Annotated in this window: 13 protein-coding genes, 2 tRNA genes and 2 rRNA genes; 4 read left to right on the forward strand and 13 right to left on the reverse strand. The window is 45.9% G+C overall.

Annotated elements, in window-relative coordinates; genetic code table 11:
- Nucleotides 1–160: 160 nt before the first annotated feature.
- From AC3IT7_RS12550 to AC3IT7_RS12580, 7 genes are all read right to left on the reverse strand, one after another.
- Nucleotides 161–3057, reverse strand: a 23S ribosomal RNA gene (locus AC3IT7_RS12550).
- Nucleotides 3058–3403: 346 nt separating this feature from the next.
- Nucleotides 3404–3479, reverse strand: a tRNA-Ala gene (locus AC3IT7_RS12555).
- A gap of 46 nt (nt 3480–3525) precedes the next feature.
- Nucleotides 3526–3602, reverse strand: a tRNA-Ile gene (locus tag AC3IT7_RS12560).
- Nucleotides 3603–3662: 60 nt separating this feature from the next.
- Nucleotides 3663–5200, reverse strand: a 16S ribosomal RNA gene (locus AC3IT7_RS12565).
- Together the 16S and 23S rRNA genes with 2 tRNA genes alongside form the textbook arrangement of a ribosomal RNA operon.
- Nucleotides 5201–5642: 442 nt before the next feature.
- Nucleotides 5643–6719 carry a DUF6670 family protein gene (locus AC3IT7_RS12570; protein ID WP_489248691.1) on the reverse strand — a complete coding sequence of 359 codons (1077 nt, stop codon included), beginning with the start codon at nt 6717–6719 and terminating at the stop codon, nt 5643–5645.
- Nucleotides 6720–6735: 16 nt separating this feature from the next.
- Nucleotides 6736–7557, reverse strand: coding sequence for a CDP-diacylglycerol--serine O-phosphatidyltransferase (gene pssA, locus AC3IT7_RS12575; protein WP_489248692.1), 822 nt, complete (start codon nt 7555–7557; stop codon nt 6736–6738).
- 38 nt (nt 7558–7595) lie between these two features.
- Nucleotides 7596–8453, reverse strand: coding sequence for a 23S rRNA (adenine(2030)-N(6))-methyltransferase RlmJ (locus tag AC3IT7_RS12580; protein WP_475655009.1), 858 nt, complete (start codon nt 8451–8453; stop codon nt 7596–7598).
- Nucleotides 8454–8569: 116 nt separating this feature from the next.
- Here AC3IT7_RS12580 and AC3IT7_RS12585 point away from each other — a divergent pair, with 116 nt between their 5' ends.
- Together AC3IT7_RS12585 and AC3IT7_RS12590 are read left to right on the forward strand one after the other, a co-directional pair.
- Entirely contained in the window at nt 8570–9172 is a 603-nt protein-coding gene (locus AC3IT7_RS12585; protein ID WP_489248693.1) for a 2OG-Fe(II) oxygenase, read from the forward strand.
- A 70-nt stretch (nt 9173–9242) separates the two neighbouring features.
- Nucleotides 9243–9770, forward strand: coding sequence for a hypothetical protein (locus AC3IT7_RS12590; protein WP_475655007.1), 528 nt, complete (start codon nt 9243–9245; stop codon nt 9768–9770).
- Nucleotides 9771–9863: 93 nt separating this feature from the next.
- On the opposite strand, the gene AC3IT7_RS12595 is transcribed toward AC3IT7_RS12590, so the two are convergent.
- The 6 genes from AC3IT7_RS12595 to AC3IT7_RS12620 all read right to left on the reverse strand — a co-directional run bounded on the left by AC3IT7_RS12595 (nt 9864) and on the right by AC3IT7_RS12620 (nt 14775).
- Entirely contained in the window at nt 9864–10127 is a 264-nt protein-coding gene (locus tag AC3IT7_RS12595; RefSeq protein ID WP_489248694.1) for a DUF2789 family protein, read from the reverse strand.
- 118 nt (nt 10128–10245) lie between these two features.
- The gene (locus tag AC3IT7_RS12600) at nt 10246–10509 is read right to left on the reverse strand and encodes a DUF2789 family protein (protein ID WP_475655013.1); all 264 of its coding nucleotides are present in this window, start codon (nt 10507–10509) and stop codon (nt 10246–10248) included.
- Between the two features lie 70 nt (nt 10510–10579).
- The gene (locus AC3IT7_RS12605; protein ID WP_180077473.1) at nt 10580–10840 is read right to left on the reverse strand and encodes a DUF2789 family protein; all 261 of its coding nucleotides are present in this window, start codon (nt 10838–10840) and stop codon (nt 10580–10582) included.
- A 174-nt stretch (nt 10841–11014) separates the two neighbouring features.
- On the reverse strand, nt 11015–12001 hold the full coding sequence (locus tag AC3IT7_RS12610) for a malate dehydrogenase (protein ID WP_180077475.1): 987 nt from the start codon (nt 11999–12001) through the stop codon (nt 11015–11017).
- Between the two features lie 167 nt (nt 12002–12168).
- The gene (locus AC3IT7_RS12615) at nt 12169–12807 is read right to left on the reverse strand and encodes a ribonuclease T2 family protein (RefSeq protein ID WP_489248695.1); all 639 of its coding nucleotides are present in this window, start codon (nt 12805–12807) and stop codon (nt 12169–12171) included.
- A 33-nt stretch (nt 12808–12840) separates the two neighbouring features.
- Nucleotides 12841–14775, reverse strand: a complete 1935-nt coding sequence (locus AC3IT7_RS12620; RefSeq protein ID WP_489250016.1) for a lytic transglycosylase domain-containing protein — start codon at nt 14773–14775, stop codon at nt 12841–12843.
- A 333-nt stretch (nt 14776–15108) separates the two neighbouring features.
- Here AC3IT7_RS12620 and miaB point away from each other — a divergent pair, with 333 nt between their 5' ends.
- Together miaB and AC3IT7_RS12630 are read left to right on the forward strand one after the other, a co-directional pair.
- A complete protein-coding gene (gene miaB, locus AC3IT7_RS12625; RefSeq protein WP_489248696.1) occupies nt 15109–16566 on the forward strand; it encodes a tRNA (N6-isopentenyl adenosine(37)-C2)-methylthiotransferase MiaB in 1458 nt (485 codons plus the stop codon).
- Between the two features lie 37 nt (nt 16567–16603).
- Nucleotides 16604–17680, forward strand: a complete 1077-nt coding sequence (locus AC3IT7_RS12630) for a PhoH family protein (RefSeq protein ID WP_489248697.1) — start codon at nt 16604–16606, stop codon at nt 17678–17680.
- The last annotated feature ends 17 nt before the right edge of the window (nt 17681–17697 follow it).

Consider the following 17697-nt stretch of genomic DNA (forward strand, 5'->3'; position numbering starts at 1 on the left):
TATTTAGTCACTTTTCAGTGTATGCCAATGCTTTTTCCAAATGAGTTATTAACAGGTATATCTGAGTTGAATATTGTCTTACTAACGAGATACTGAATCAAGTCGTTTTGCTGAATATCGAATCAATTGATGCTTTATACAACAACTGTTTGGGTGTTGTATAGTCAAGCCTCACGAGCAATTAGTATTGGTCAGCTTCATGCATCACTGCACTTCCACATCCAACCTATCAACGTCGTAGTCTTCAACGGCTCTTTAGAGGACATAAAGTCCTAGGGAAATCTTATCTTGAGGTAGGCTTCCCGCTTAGATGCTTTCAGCGGTTATCCCTTCCGAACATAGCTACCCGGCGATGCGACTGGCGTCACAACCGGTACACCAGAGGTTCGTCCACTCTGGTCCTCTCGTACTAGGAGCAGATCCTCTCAAATTTCCAACGCCCACGGTAGATAGGGACCGAACTGTCTCACGACGTTCTAAACCCAGCTCGCGTACCTCTTTAAATGGCGAACAGCCATACCCTTGGGACCTGCTTCAGCCCCAGGATGAGATGAGCCGACATCGAGGTGCCAAACACCGCCGTCGATATGAACTCTTGGGCGGTATCAGCCTGTTATCCCCAGAGTACCTTTTATCCGTTGAGCGATGGCCCTTCCATACAGAACCACCGGATCACTAAGACCTACTTTCGTACCTGCTCGACTTGTGGGTCTCGCAGTTAAGCGCGCTTTTGCCTTTATACTCTACGCGTGATTTCCGACCACGCTGAGCGCACCTTCGTACTCCTCCGTTACTCTTTAGGAGGAGACCGCCCCAGTCAAACTACCCACCAGACATGGTCCTCGCTCCAGATTATGGAGCAGAGTTAGAACCTCAATATTACCAGGGTGGTATTTCAAGATTGGCTCCACCAGAACTAGCGTCCTGGTTTCAAAGCCTCCCACCTATCCTACACAAGTAAGATCAAAGTTCAATGTCAAGCTGCAGTAAAGGTTCACGGGGTCTTTCCGTCTAGCCGCGGGTACACCGCATCTTCACGGCGAATTCGATTTCACTGAGTCTCTGCTGGAGACAGCGCCCCCATCATTATGCCATTCGTGCAGGTCGGAACTTACCCGACAAGGAATTTCGCTACCTTAGGACCGTTATAGTTACGGCCGCCGTTTACTGGGGCTTCGATCAAGAGCTTCGCTTACGCTAACCCCATCAATTAACCTTCCAGCACCGGGCAGGCATCACACCCTATACGTCCACTTTCGTGTTTGCAGAGTGCTATGTTTTTAATAAACAGTTGCAGGGGCCTGGTTTCTGTGGCTGCTCTCAGCTCAGGAAGCAAGTTCCATCACCAAAAGCAGCGTACCTTCTCCCGAAGTTACGGTACCATTTTGCCTAGTTCCTTCAGCAGAGTTCTCTCAAGCGCTTTGGTCTACTCGACCTGACCACCTGTGTCGGTTTCGGGTACGATTCCTGTGTAACTGAAGCTTAGAGACTTTTCCTGGAAGCATGGTATCAGCCACTTCACTGTACAAGTACAGCTTGCTATCAGTTCTCAGCATAGAGCACCCCGGATTTGCCTAAGATGCATGCCTACAACCTTCCACCTGGACAACCAACGCCAGGCTGACTTAACCTTCTCCGTCCTCTCATCGCATTACACAGAAGTATTGGAATATTAACCAATTTCCCATCGACTACGCCTCTCGGCCTCGCCTTAGGGGTCGACTCACCCAGCCCCGATTAACGTTGGACTGGAACCCTTGGTCTTTCAGCGAGCGAGTTTTTCACTCGCTTTGTCGTTACTCACGTCAGCATTCGCACTTCTGATACCTCCAGCAGACTTCTCAATCCACCTTCATCGGCTTACAGAACGCTCCCCTACCACGCATAATAAATTATGCATCCGCAGCTTCGGCATATAGTTTTAGCCCCGTTACATCTTCCGCGCAGGCCGACTCGACTAGTGAGCTATTACGCTTTCTTTAAAGGGTGGCTGCTTCTAAGCCAACCTCCTAGCTGTCTATGCCTTCCCACATCGTTTCCCACTTAACTATAATTTTGGGGCCTTAGCTGGCGGTCTGGATTGTTTTCCTCTTGACTACGGACGTTAGCACCCGCAGTCTGTCTCCCGGATAGTACTCATTGGTATTCGGAGTTTGCATCGGTTTGGTAAGTCGGGATGACCCCCTAGCCGAAACAGTGCTCTACCCCCAATGGTATTCGTCCGAGGCGCTACCTAAATAGCTTTCGGGGAGAACCAGCTATCACCAAGTTTGATTAGCCTTTCACCCCTATCCACAAGTCATCCCCTGGCTTTTCAACGACAGTGGGTTCGGTCCTCCAGTTAGTGTTACCCAACCTTCAACCTGCTCATGGATAGATCACCTGGTTTCGGGTCTATACCCAGCAACTAAACGCCCTATTAAGACTCGGTTTCCCTACGGCTCCCCTATTCGGTTAACCTTGCTACTGAATATAAGTCGCTGACCCATTATACAAAAGGTACGCAGTCACCGGACACAATGCCGGCTCCCACTGCTTGTATGCATGCGGTTTCAGGATCTATTTCACTCCCCTCACAGGGGTTCTTTTCGCCTTTCCCTCACGGTACTGGTTCACTATCGGTCAGTCAGGAGTATTTAGCCTTGGAGGATGGTCCCCCCATATTCAGACAAGGTTTCACGTGCCTCGCCCTACTCGACATCATCATATAAGCCCTTTCGTGTACAGGACTATCACCGTCTACGGTCGCACTTCCCAGAGCGTTCCACTAGAACTTATATGACTTAATGGGCTCTTCCCCTTTCGCTCGCCGCTACTGAGGGAATCTCAATTGATTTCTTTTCCTAAGGGTACTGAGATGTTTCACTTCCCCTCGTTCGCCTTGCAACACTATGTATTCATGTTGCAATACCTACCTTATGGTAAGTGGGTTTCCCCATTCAGACATCTCCGGATCACAGGATATTTGCCGCCTCCCCGGAGCTTTTCGCAGGCTATCACGTCTTTCATCGCCTCTGACTGCCAAGGCATCCACCACATGCACTTAATTACTTGACTATACAACCCCAAACAGTCGCTTGATCCTACAAGTAGATCAACCAACATTCAGTTTAGTGTCTCGTGAACTTAATCACTGTACAGCTTCAATTAGATTCATATACCAAAACGCTTGATTCAGTTAATCGCTAGTTTCTCAGTTCTTCATCTCCATTCAACTATGTCACTTGCGTGTCATACTTAAATATCAATTTAGTTCTGAGCCTTAAACAATTTATTTCAACTCAAATATATTCTGTTAATGATTGATCTAGCCTTCGTCAGGTCTAGACGCTGTGATAAATCACAGAAGTTAATAAGCTTAAACTTACTAAATTCTATAATCTAGCAACTTAGTCTTAAATGATGGTGGAGACTAGGAGAGTCGAACTCCTGACCTCCTGCGTGCAAAGCAGGCGCTCTACCAACTAAGCTAAGTCCCCAGCTTATCAATAAGTCAATGTTTCTGATTTCTGTAAGTTTGCAGAGTGGTGGGTCTGACAAGACTTGAACTTGTGACCCCACGCTTATCAAGCGTGTGCTCTAACCAACTGAGCTACAGACCCTCAGATACATCGTATGAAGAACAACTTGTTGTGGATTCTTACCAATCGTCAATCTTTCGTTAAGGAGGTGATCCAGCCGCAGGTTCCCCTACGGCTACCTTGTTACGACTTCACCCCAGTCATCTGCCACACCGTGGTAAGCGTCCTCCTTACGGTTAGACTACCTACTTCTGGTGCAACAAACTCCCATGGTGTGACGGGCGGTGTGTACAAGGCCCGGGAACGTATTCACCGCGGCATTCTGATCCGCGATTACTAGCGATTCCGACTTCATGGAGTCGAGTTGCAGACTCCAATCCGGACTACGATCGGCTTTTTGAGATTAGCATCCTATCGCTAGGTAGCAACCCTTTGTACCGACCATTGTAGCACGTGTGTAGCCCTGGTCGTAAGGGCCATGATGACTTGACGTCGTCCCCGCCTTCCTCCAGTTTGTCACTGGCAGTATCCTTAAAGTTCCCGGCTTAACCCGCTGGCAAATAAGGAAAAGGGTTGCGCTCGTTGCGGGACTTAACCCAACATCTCACGACACGAGCTGACGACAGCCATGCAGCACCTGTATGTAAGTTCCCGAAGGCACCAATCCATCTCTGGAAAGTTCTTACTATGTCAAGACCAGGTAAGGTTCTTCGCGTTGCATCGAATTAAACCACATGCTCCACCGCTTGTGCGGGCCCCCGTCAATTCATTTGAGTTTTAGTCTTGCGACCGTACTCCCCAGGCGGTCTACTTATCGCGTTAGCTGCGCCACTAAAGCCTCAAAGGCCCCAACGGCTAGTAGACATCGTTTACGGCATGGACTACCAGGGTATCTAATCCTGTTTGCTCCCCATGCTTTCGCACCTCAGTGTCAGTATTAGGCCAGATGGCTGCCTTCGCCATCGGTATTCCTCCAGATCTCTACGCATTTCACCGCTACACCTGGAATTCTACCATCCTCTCCCATACTCTAGCCAACCAGTATCGAATGCAATTCCCAAGTTAAGCTCGGGGATTTCACATTTGACTTAATTGGCCACCTACGCGCGCTTTACGCCCAGTAAATCCGATTAACGCTTGCACCCTCTGTATTACCGCGGCTGCTGGCACAGAGTTAGCCGGTGCTTATTCTGCGAGTAACGTCCAAGCATCTTGGGTATTAACCAAGAGCTCCTCCTCCTCGCTTAAAGTGCTTTACAACCAAAAGGCCTTCTTCACACACGCGGCATGGCTGGATCAGGGTTCCCCCCATTGTCCAATATTCCCCACTGCTGCCTCCCGTAGGAGTCTGGGCCGTGTCTCAGTCCCAGTGTGGCGGATCATCCTCTCAGACCCGCTACAGATCGTCGCCTTGGTAGGCCTTTACCCCACCAACTAGCTAATCCGACTTAGGCTCATCTATTAGCGCAAGGTCCGAAGATCCCCTGCTTTCTCCCGTAGGACGTATGCGGTATTAGCATCCCTTTCGAGATGTTGTCCCCCACTAATAGGCAGATTCCTAAGCATTACTCACCCGTCCGCCGCTAAATCCAGTAGCAAGCTACTTTCATCCGCTCGACTTGCATGTGTTAAGCCTGCCGCCAGCGTTCAATCTGAGCCATGATCAAACTCTTCAGTTTAAAATCAGTAGTACCTTTAAAGGGCACCAATCTTGGCTCATCAATTTTCTGACAAATATTTCTCAAATAAACTTCGAGTAATTTCTACCATTCAATCAATGAAAATAATTTCGATCGATCAACCAGCAAAAATCCACACAAGTTGTTCTTCATAATCTCTTAATGATCTTCTTGCTACTTCGTCAGCAGCAAGCTAGGTCGGCTATATTACTCTTTATTTCGAAAGAGTCAACAGGTTCAGTCGATTATTTTTAAACTTCTTCAAGACTTCCAGATTTAAACCCTTTGAGCTAAATCCTTGTTTCTCAACAAGTTTTAATCAACATCACCGCCGATGGATGTGCATTCTACAGCATTTCACACCCAACACAACCCCTATTTTTAAATAATTCAGCAAAAATATCACGACTGTTTATTTATTCTACAGAAAATGCAGTTTTTACTATTTTTTGAGCATTAAAGGTACAGAATTGGCTAAATGCGTGAGAAGTTTGTCGGCTTTATCCTGCTCCTGAAAGCGCAAAGGACGGCAATCGATGTATTCACAGTAACCCCCTTCACCATTTTCAGTCTCTTCATTTATTTTTACCTGATAGCTGAAGCTGCCCACATAGCCCGCAGCCAGGCCAAATTTAAAATCGCCGCGGCTTTGTCCTTGCACCCAGATACAGGTGCCATCTTTAGCTTCGTAGCACCATTCAAATTCACGCGGCAAATACATATCTTGCCCATTGGGCGTGGTAACGCGTGGATAGACCCGATGTACTTTGAAATACACTTTTTGATCAAACATCTGAGTCTGCATCTTGTTTAAATCACGCAGATATATTCTTGACTGGATAATGCTATTCAAACTATCCCGAATCTGTGCCAGAAGTAGCTGTCTATTTTCATTCAGGTTAATGATCTGATAGGTCAGGAAGGCCAAAGGCAGATAAGGAAAGTTGAAACTTCGCGCATATTCAAAACTTCCCAAAGCATCAATATTATATTTTTGTTCTTTATATTTTAATGTGCCCTGGCAATAGCACAGTAAAGACCAGTGATCGGCAAGTGAAAAACGCATCTGGGTAAAGTGGGAAATCAGCTGCGTGGTATGAATGCTTAAATCAAAACTGAGCTCCGAGTCAGAACGCTGCAGGCGAAAATGTGGAAAGGCTCCACTGAGCCGCTCCCGGTCTAAAAACTGGAACAAACCCGGCTTAAAATTACAGTCCTGCTGGACTGAATAGCGATGCAGTTGACCCACCATGTGCGGACTCGTGCTGCAAATCACCGTGGCAGTATCCAGTGCAGTAGTCTGGATTGCGCCAGGATTGACCAGCATGGGTGCATTCGGCTGTCCGATAATACTGAGGAAATTTAGATAATGTAGCGGTGCCGGAAGTCCGGGAATGGTCAAACCTTGATGAATAATCTTGTATTTTGAGTTGGGGCCATGATAGGCCGGATAGCGCGAAACAGTTGGAGTCTGATTCAGCTGTTTCGAACGATCTAAAAAATCTTGAAGAAACTGCATATCAGACTCCTTATATTTATAATGTACTCTGTCTTTTTGCCATAAAGGTGGTTATAAAACCAGATAAGGCATACAGGATCGAAATCACCAGAATGCCCACTGGAATATTATAAGTCATCGCGGCAAAGACAAATACTGCAATCGGCAATACAAAAAATGGAACACGTTTACGTTCTACGGTCTTGAATGAATAATATTTAATATTGGAAATCATTAACAGACCGACAGCAATAATGACAACTGCATTAATCACCTGGATGGATTGTTCACGAATATCGAAAATTTCCGGAAAATCCAGACCCACCCAGACCAATGAAACAATCATGATGGCTGCCAATGGACTGGCCACACCAATAAAATAGCGCTTGTCGACCACACCAATTTGGACATTAAAGCGGGCTAGACGAAAAGCAGCACAGGCGGTATAGACAAAACAGGCTGCCAAACCAATCCGGCCTAAATCACTCAAGCCCCAGCTATACATCAAAATTGCGGGCGCCACACCAAATGCCAGCATGTCAGAGAGCGAATCAAACTGTTCACCAAACGGACTTTGTGCACCAATGGCCCGTGCCACGCGTCCATCTAGACCATCGAGTAAAGCCGCAATAAAAATGGCATAAATGGCTTGCTGAAAATTGCCATTCATACTGGCAATAATCGAGTAGAAACCTGATAACAACGCTGCGGTTGTAATCAGGTTCGGCCATAGATAGATCCCTCGACGCTTAACTTTTTGCCCTTCCTGGGTATGCTCCTCTTCTTCCACCTCAAAGGTGATGCCATCAAAAGGCAAGTCTTTCGAAGAGTCGCGTTCCGGTTTGCTTATATTTGTCATTCTTGTCGATCCTAGCTATGACCTGTGCTTTGAAAAAATTATTCGCCGACTAACCAGCGGACTGCAGCGTGACCACCATTTTCACTCATGCGAAGATGTGGGAATAACCATTGTAATGCTTCGTCTGCATCTTCAGAGAATTTCCAAGGCGGGTTAATTACCAGCAAACCACAACCATTCAAGCCGACAGGTGTGTCATCCGGCCATACACAAACTTCACATACCAATTGACGACGAATACCGGTCTTGAACATTTTCTTTTCGAAACGCTCGATCATGGCACGGTCTTTAATTGGATACCAAACCGCAAATACGCCTGTTGGCCATTTCTTGTAAGCGGCAACCAGCAGTTCAACCAATTGCGGGAAATCCTTACGCTCAAGCTCATAAGGCGGATCGATCATGACCAGACCACGTTTTTCTTTTGGTGGAATCACCCCCAAAAGACCTTCATAAGCATCACGTTCATGCAATCCGGCACGCTTGTCAAAAATATTATGACGAAGCTGCTGAAACACATCGCGCTGCATTTCAAAAATCGTGGCTTTGTCGATGTCACGCATGCCTTCGAGGGCAAACCATGGCGAACCCGGATAAGCACCCTTCCCGAAATTCTCACGCATTTTTTCAACAACTTTTAAATATTGCTGTACGCCTTCAGGTGCATTACGCTTGATCGAATCATCTAGTTTAACAAGACGATGAATACCGTTTAAGAACTCACCTGATTTTTGCGCTTCAGCAGTCGATAAATCATATTTACCCGCACCACCATGTGTGTCTACATAGCGGTAAGGTTTGTCTTTTGCATTCAGTCGAGTCAACAACTGAAGCAATAAAACGTGCTTCATGACATCGGCAAAGTTGCCTGCGTGGTAAGAGTGACGGTAATTCATGTTTCATTAATTCCTAATATCAACAGCCATTTTAACATGAAAAATAGTTTCGTTCAGGCACGATTCTTACACTAGAATAACAACGCCCTTTTGTATCGTTTTATCAGGTTGGTGTTATGACAGTTGCACAACTCCCAAAATCGTGGTCAATTGACCAAATTCTGGATGATCTGGACCAGCAAGGTTTTAGCCTGATTGATGCGGCTTATGCACCGGCTTATGTGGAGCAACTGGTCACTGAGTGTACGCAAAATCTGGCGCGTTTTCGTGAAGCTGCGATTCAAAATGGCGTAGTGAGCCAGATCCGCAGCGATCACATTTTATGGCTGAATGAAGATTTGCCGGTATCCAGTCAGCATGTTCAAACCTTGAAGCTTTTGGGCCAGGAATTAAATCGGGCTTTTTATTTAGGGATTAAAGATGTCGAGGCACATTTTGCCTGCTACAACGCTGGCGAGTTTTATGCGCTGCATCGCGACAATCCTCAAGCTAAAAATGGCCGGATGATTTCCAGTGTGTATTATCTGCATGAACAATGGCAGGCGGACTGGGGTGGTGAACTGCGCCTGCAAGATAAAAACGGCCAATGGCATATTATCCAGCCACAACCGAACCGGATTGCGTTGTTCCAGAGTGATTTGTTACATGAAGTTTTAATCTCCAAACAGCAACGCCTATCCATCACGGCCTGGTTACGAAGCGACATGGCACTCGTCTAATGTTCGTTCATGCTTTAAATTTTAATTTTTAACCTCATATAGCCATTATTGAGAAATGAGGATGGCATTGATGCGATTAACAACCAAGCAGATTATTGAACGGCTGGGTGAAACCGACCAGTTGTATTTACAGGGCAATACGCCGGAATTAACGCTTGAACGTGCTGATCTTCGTTTACAGTTGGCGACTTTAAGCGAGCTGCGTCAGGAACAAAAACATTTCCTGCAAGAAGCCGTGGTGTTACTGGAACAAGGCCGGGTGGAATTTGAAGAAATGCCGCTGCGCCTGTATATCAATTTATCCCTGCATCTGGCCAAGGCCTATATGATGTTCTTTGAACTGACCAAAGAGCAGCATTTTGCCCTGATTACCCAGCAAATCCTTAAACCGATGGCCAGTTATGAACATGGCGATATTTATTTTTTCCTCGCCTACGCCAGTGCCAGCAAAAATGAGCCGGCCCTGACCCGTCACTGGTTAGGAAAATACACAAAAACGGCGGAATGCGAACTGGAACTGTTGCAGCAGCATCATGCTTTTAGTGATTATCGTCAGCAGGAATGGTTTAGCAAGATATTAAAAAGCAAAATGCATTAAGCCAGAAAAATAAAAAAACGCCTCCACTGAGGCGTTTTTTTATTGGGAGCATAAACTTTGATGAGTTAAGCAATAGAACAGTAGCAATAACAACTAGGCAAACTGACGCTGACGTCTGTAGGCATCCATGTGTAGTTGCTGATTTAGTTCATCTACCCAGATTGCCCAATCATCATCTTGTACCAGATGGCTAATCAATAATGAACGCTGGGACTTATTCCAGAATGGTGCTTCATGCAAAGACAAGCCTGCTGGAAGCTGATGCGTACGGATATACAACTCAATAGCAGCCGGACTGTTGGCCAGACCAAGTTGGGAAAATAACATTTCTAAGGATGGTTGGTTCTTCATGAGCATGTCGCCCTCCTTATATATCAGCTAAATTGTAATTATTTATAGATATAACTTATAAGATAAGACAAAAAAAACCTAGCCATTTGACTAGGTTTATTGTTTCTTTTTGTAGGAGGCAATATTAAACAGTTTCTTTATCTTGTTTATCACTTTCGACATGTAACAGCTGGTTCAGTTTATCAATAATCACAATCCATTCATCATCCTGATGCCAATGCTCACGCAAGAATGCACTTTGACCCTCACTCCAGAATTCGGCATCTGGCAAAGCAACTTCGGATGGCAGCTGATGACTATGGGTAAACTCATTGATTGCGGCTTCATCAGAAGGTAAACCCAATTGTTCAAATAATAATTCTAAAGTTGGCTGTTGTTCAAACATGATTCACGTGCTCCTGCTATAAAAATTGTAATATTCATCAAATAGAAATTAGCTTAATGACTGATCATACTGACTATAAATCGCATGATCCTGAGGTCTGCGCTTCACTATGCAACTGTTCATTGAGGATATCGACCACAATGGCCCATTCATCATCTTCCTTCCAGTTACCGATGATGAAATCATGTTGTGCCTTAGACCAGAACGGGGCTTTATGTAAAGGAACATCCATCCCGATTTGATGTGTTTTAATAAATTCATCAATGGCTTCAGGGCTAGAGTCCAATCCGAGTTGCTGGAAGAACATTTCTAACGTTGGGTGTTGATGAAACATCTTCTTCACCTCGCCTTTTATTGCATTATTTATACTTATCAATTTAGCGCAGGCTTGCAGCAGATTCAGTTGCTGCTGCATCACAGCATGTTATTTTTTGTTCATTAAAAATAATCGCCATAAAAAAAGCACCCCAAATGGAGTGCTTTTTTTAACTTAATCTAAAAGACTAAATTATTTAAGCATGTCAGCAATTGCTGCGCGCTCTTCTTCAAGTTCGTTCAACGTGAAGTTGATACGCTCTTGACTGAACTGGTCGATTTCCAGACCTTGAACGATTTTGTATTCGCCATTTTCAGTCGTTACAGGGAAACCGAACATTACGCCTTCAGGGATACCATAAGAACCGTCAGAAGGAATACCCATTGTTACCCATTCGCCGTTTGTACCAAGCGCCCAATCACGCATATGGTCGATTGCAGCGTTTGCAGCAGAAGCAGCAGAAGACAAACCACGTGCTTCGATGATCGCAGCACCACGTTTACCAACAGTCGGAAGGAATGTATTTGCATTCCATTCTTGGTCGTTGATCATGTCTTTAACGCTTTCGCCGTTGATTGTTGCAAAACGGTAGTCAGCATACATAGTTGGAGAGTGGTTACCCCAAACTGTAAGGTTTTTGATGTCTTTAACCGCTTTGCCCGTTTTCGCAGCAATTTGAGATGCAGCACGGTTGTGGTCAAGACGTAACATTGCAGTGAAGTTTTTCGCTGGAAGATCTGGAGCAGATTTCATTGCGATGTAAGCATTCGTGTTCGCAGGGTTACCTACTACAAGAACTTTAACGTCGCGGCTAGCAACTTCGTTCAGTGCCTGGCCTTGACCGATGAAGATTTCGCCGTTTACTTTAAGAAGGTCAGCACGTTCCATACCTGGACCACGTGGACGTGAACCAACTAGAAGCGCGTAGTCAGCATCTTTGAATGCAACTTTAGGATCATCAGTACCGATCATGTCTTCCAGAAGAGGGAATGCACAATCTTGAAGCTCCATCATTACGCCTTTAAGCGCTTGCTGAGCTTTCTCAAAAGGAACTTCGAGCAATTGCAAAATCACTGGTTGATCTTTACCTAACATTTCGCCGCTTGCGATACGGAATAATAGGCTGTAACCAATTTGACCTGCAGCGCCAGTAACGGCAACACGAACTGCTTGCTTCATCTAATTATCTCCAATTGAGGATATTCAATGCGATTAAATAGTTAGTATTTAATCTAATAATCATAAACGCGAAAGATTGTACTCCAATCCTTTGCCAGATGCATATAAAAGAGGACGGATTTCATCTAAAGTCTGATAGGAAATATAAATCAAAACGGCAAAAAAGCTTAGTATGTTCCTTTTATTGTGACAGTTTTTGGACATGTATTAATAATGTTGGCGGGACAGGCTTTGTAATTGCCATTTTGGGCATAACAGACTTTGATTGAGGTCAAGACACTGGCTGACTGGGTCTGCTGGCAATTAAAGCGTAAAGCACTGGCAGGTAACTTCGGATTAATTTTCACAAACTTCATCCGCAATGCATCAACTGAAATTGTAATATTTTCCTGTTCCGTCAGTTCCGCAGGCACTTTAATACGGTCGGCATAATTGATAATGGTCCGGAAATACTGACTGGCATTCATCGGAACACAGCCACCAATATTTCGCCATAAAACTGTCCGGGTATTTTCATCCGGCATGATTCTGGCCACCACTTTGGACTGGAGTGGTGGCAGTTTGGCAGAGCTGTTGGTGCTGCAGTCTTGTGATGTGGTCTGCGGATATAAACCTGCAATATTCAGGGAATATCCTTCCAGACATTTGCGTTTTTTGGCATATTCCGGGTACAGGCTACATAAGGCCGGCACCATTTGTACATCCATGACATAGTCTGTTGGTGTAGCGAACGCTGCCGGACTGCTGCCCAAAAATACAAGCGCGATCCATTTCCCCCAAACCCGACGATCCTTCGTTATTTTCATGAATAAGTCACCACCCCCCCAATAATTTTAATTTTATTGTGTATTTCGTAATGGTATCAGTTGCATGCGTTTACCCACTGACTGTGCCCCCTGTCCTAACAAAATACCGTAATGCGTGGCATTGGTCATGACATGTTTCACATAATCTCGGGTTTCAAGTAAGGGAATACTTTCAGTATATTGATCTGCCGCAATGCCCTGAAATTCTGGCTGCCAGCGGCGAGCGCGGTTTGGTCCGGCATTATAGCCGGCAGTTGCCAGCACGGGACTGTCGCTGAGCTGACGCTGAATGGTAGACAGATAGAATGTGCCATAACGAATATTGGTATTCATGTCGGTCAGTGCTGCGGGATTATAAGCCTCTCCCATTTGACGGGCCACCAGCTTGGCCGTATCCGGCATGATCTGCATCAGACCACCTGCACCCACATGTGAACGTGCAACGGTATTGAAACGGCTTTCCTGACGCATCAGACCATACGCCCAGGCCGGATCGATCCCCACAGTACGGCTATGACTGACCACATAGTTTTGATGTGGCATTGGATAACGGTAGTTATAATTATGTTTGTTCTCGGTACGGTCAGCGGCATAGATGGCACGATCATACCAGCCCATGTCCATGGCACGTTTTGCAGCAGCCAGTAGCAGCTCATCATCTTTTTTCAGATAGGCCTGACGTACTGCCCAGTTCCATTCCCGGTTAATGTAGTTATCCGGAGCGCTTATATTGCGCAGGGTAAAAGCGCGCCGGAAATGAATATCCTGATTTAAACGCTGCATGGCCTGATTGGATGGCTGGGTCGGATTCGGGATACTCGCCGTCACCTGTCCCAATTTATCGCGTGCCAGAAGATTGTGATAATCATCCCCTGTGGCCAGTTTACGATAAATACTTTCTGCGGTTTTTTTCGCGCTACGATCTGCACGCTGTTCACTGGCCCGGGCCAGCCAGTATTGCCAGCGATCTTCCTGCTTCTGATTGACGCTCATGGCATCAATCGCACGGATCAGACTTTCCCAGGCACTAAAACGGATGGCCTGACGTGCATAAATTTCGGCTTCTTCTGGACTAAAGGGCAAACCATAACTGGCATCCAGGGCATTTAATACTTCACGGTTAAAGTTGTTCTTCATTACCGTGGTGCCACCGATATAGCCCACAGCTCGGTATAAGGCACGTTGTACCTGTACTGGTGTGCCTTCAGCGGTGCGTTTCACTATAGACAAGGCCGAGTCCAGATCAGTATCTGCCAGACGTCCCAGTGCATAAATCAGATAGGCATGTTCTGCAGCAGTGCTTTTCGGCGCAGACCATAAATAACTGGTTGGATTGGCCTGAATCGAGTTCAATTGTGCCAATGATAAGTTCAAACCGATCCCTTGTGCGGTGGCAATAGCCTGACCAGACTGTCCGGCACGCAGTTGCCCCCAAAGTCGCTGTTGACGGTCTTCTGCTGTCATTAAAGGACTGGAAAGCATCATCCGGCCAAGACCGGTACAAGAATCCGGCTGGCTATTCGTCGTCAGCCAGACCTCTTTAAATTCGGCATAGACCAGCTCATCTCCGGATTTGGCACGTACCTGGGCCACAGCACAGGCTTCGGCTGGATCGGCATTGGTCACATAAGGCAATACCGGCTGGGCAGTCGTGAAGTCGGCCATTTTGACTTTTTCTTCAACATAGTCCGCTGCCAGCTTTTCGGCCATTGCAGATTGCGGGTAGCGCTGGGCAAAACTGATGATCTGGTTGGCAGGTTGCAAGGCAAGATTCTGGTTTAAAATCCAGTATTCCGGATAATAACCCAGGGCATCATTCTGCATCGACAGGCGATATTGTTGTAATAATTCAGTATTTCCGGCATTGGCGGCACGCAGGGCATCGTTAAATTGCTCCTCAGCTGCATATGTGCTTGCTGAACAGATACACGCCACACTCAACGTAATTAATTTAGAATATTTATACATGTTTTCAGTGTGTTTCAACATCCTTTGCCTTCTCTCATCGATTTTGTGCCAAGCCCATGCTGCTTATCATAAAAGCTTTGTTGCAATATTATAACCAACTGTATTGTTCAGTTATGTAACCTTATGATTAGGCAATATTAATTTACAGCCCATTTTTGCCCATAAATCAATATTTTTCCACGTTTAATTTAGGCTATAAGTTTAAGCGACTTTCCTGCTAAAATATGCGCCTTCCAAGATTTCAGTCCGTGAATTGAATTTTTATTCACCTGTTTGATGCGTCAATCAGGCTGTTCGTTCACTCTTTCAACGTATTACCTTGTAGGAGCCTACATGACGGTTCAAACCTTCATTCCGAATGGTGCCCCAGCTGCCTCAGAAAACACTGTTACCCAGCCAGCGCACACCCCTGCCCACGAGATTGCAGTAAAAAAACTGTATATCGAAACGCAAGGGTGTCAGATGAATGAGTACGACAGTCACCGTATGGCAGACCTGTTAGGCGATTCTCATGGCTATGTGCTGACCACCGATCCGAAAGATGCCGATATTCTGCTGATGAATACCTGCTCGATCCGTGAAAAAGCCCAGGAAAAAGTATTTTCCGAACTGGGTCGCTGGCGCAAGCTGAAAGACAAAAACCCGGACCTGATTATTGGTGTCGGTGGTTGTGTAGCATCTCAGGAAGGCGACAACATCCAGAAACGTGCCAATTATGTCGATATGATTTTTGGCCCGCAAACCCTACACCGTTTGCCACAAATGCTGGATCAGCATTTTGAACAGATTGAAAAACCGAAAAAAGAAAAAATCAAACTGGTGGATATTTCCTTCCCGGACATCGAGAAATTCGACTTCCTGCCTGAACCACGCGTTGAAGGCTATAAAGCCTTTGTCTCGATTATGGAAGGCTGTTCTAAATACTGCTCATTCTGTGTGGTGCCTTATACCCGTGGTGAAGAAGTCTCTCGCCCACTGGATGATGTGCTGGCTGAAATTGCCGGTCTGGCTGAAAAAGGCGTACGTGAGATTTCACTGCTTGGTCAGAACGTCAATGGTTATCGTGGTGAAACCTTTGAAGGCAATATCTGTACCTTTGCCGATCTGTTACGTCTGGTCGCGGACATTCCGGGCATTGGCCGGATTCGTTATACCACTTCACATCCGCTCGAGTTTAACGACGACCTGATTCAGTGTTACCGCGATCTGCCACAAATGGTTTCACATCTGCATTTGCCGGTACAAAGTGGCTCCAATGATGTCCTGAAAGCCATGAAGCGTAACCATAGCATTAATGTCTATATCGAGAAGATTAAAAAGCTACGCGCAGTTCGTCCTGATATGCATTTATCTTCAGACTTTATCATTGGCTTCCCGGGTGAAACCGATGAGAACTTTGAAGAGACCTATCAATTCATTAAAGATCTGGATTTCGATCATTCATATAGTTTTATCTATTCAAAACGTCCGGGTACACCTGCGGCAGAACTGGAAGACACCATTCCCGAAGACGTGAAAAAACAGCGTCTGGCCAAAGTTCAGCAATGGATCAAACGCTCAAGTATTGATAAGACTGATGCGATGCTCGGTAGCATTCAGCGGGTACTGATCGAGAAAGTCTCTGATAAAGATCCGAATATTCTGGTTGGTACGGCGGATAACACCCGTTATGTCAACTTTATCGGCGATCCGGCCTGGGTAGGCCGCTTTGCCGAGATCGAAATTACCGAAATTAAAACTTTAAATTTAGTTTACGGTGAGCTCTTGAATCTTGAGCCTGACGTGGCGTAATGTAGAGCATATAACGCACACTTCATAAGGAACACTCTTGACTGCAGCGATTCGACGTACAGTGGCTTTTCCTGGGATTTCAATGGACCGTATCCAAGCGATGTTAGGTGCTTACAACGGTCATTTGAAACAAATTGAACAACGTTTAGATGTCAAAATCTCCCATCGCGGAGAAAGTTTTATTGTTGATGGTGGCGTCGATGCCGTTGAGAGAGCTGAAATGCTGCTTCAACGTCTGCATGAAGAATCTGAACAGAGCCAGCAGATCAGCGCAGACACCCTGCATCTGATGATTCAGGGCAGTCAGACTGACCGCGAGCTTCAGCAAGATCTGGATGATCAGGAACATACCGGCCTGGAAAATGTCTGGTTACAGACCCGGAAAGGCCGGATCAATCCGCGCGGTGCCAACCAGAAACGTTATGTACAGCGTATTCTGCAAAGTGATATTTCCTTCGGTATCGGCCCTGCAGGAACAGGTAAAACCTATCTTGCTGTGGCTGCTGCTGTGGATATGCTGGAACGTAACGAAATCCAGCGCATTCTGTTGGTGCGTCCTGCGGTCGAAGCCGGTGAAAAACTGGGTTTCTTGCCAGGGGATTTATCCCAAAAAATCGATCCGTATTTACGTCCCTTGTATGACGCACTGTATGAAATGCTCGGTTTTGAAAAAGTGGCCAAGCTGATCGAACGTCAGGTGATTGAAGTTGCGCCACTTGCTTATATGCGTGGTCGTACCTTGAACCATTCTTTTGTGATTCTGGATGAAGCGCAGAACACCACTCCTGAACAGATGAAGATGTTCCTGACCCGTTTAGGTTTTGGTTCACGCGCAGTGATTACCGGTGACGTGACGCAGGTCGATTTACCGCGTGGTCAGCAATCTGGTCTGTCCCACGCCTTGCGAGTGATTGATAAAATTCCTGAAATTCATATCACCCGTTTTCATTCGCGTGATGTGGTACGTCATCAACTGGTACAGAAAATTGTTGAAGCCTATGAGGGCTGGGACAGTGAACAGCAACGTTTAAGTGCAGATGCACGTGCCGAACGTAAAGCACGTCAGGATGCCTTGATCGCTGAAAATGATGCTGCGGCAGACGCACAGCATTAAGCTTTAAACTTAAGGAT

This window comes from Acinetobacter sp. KH_038 (assembly GCF_057839405.1).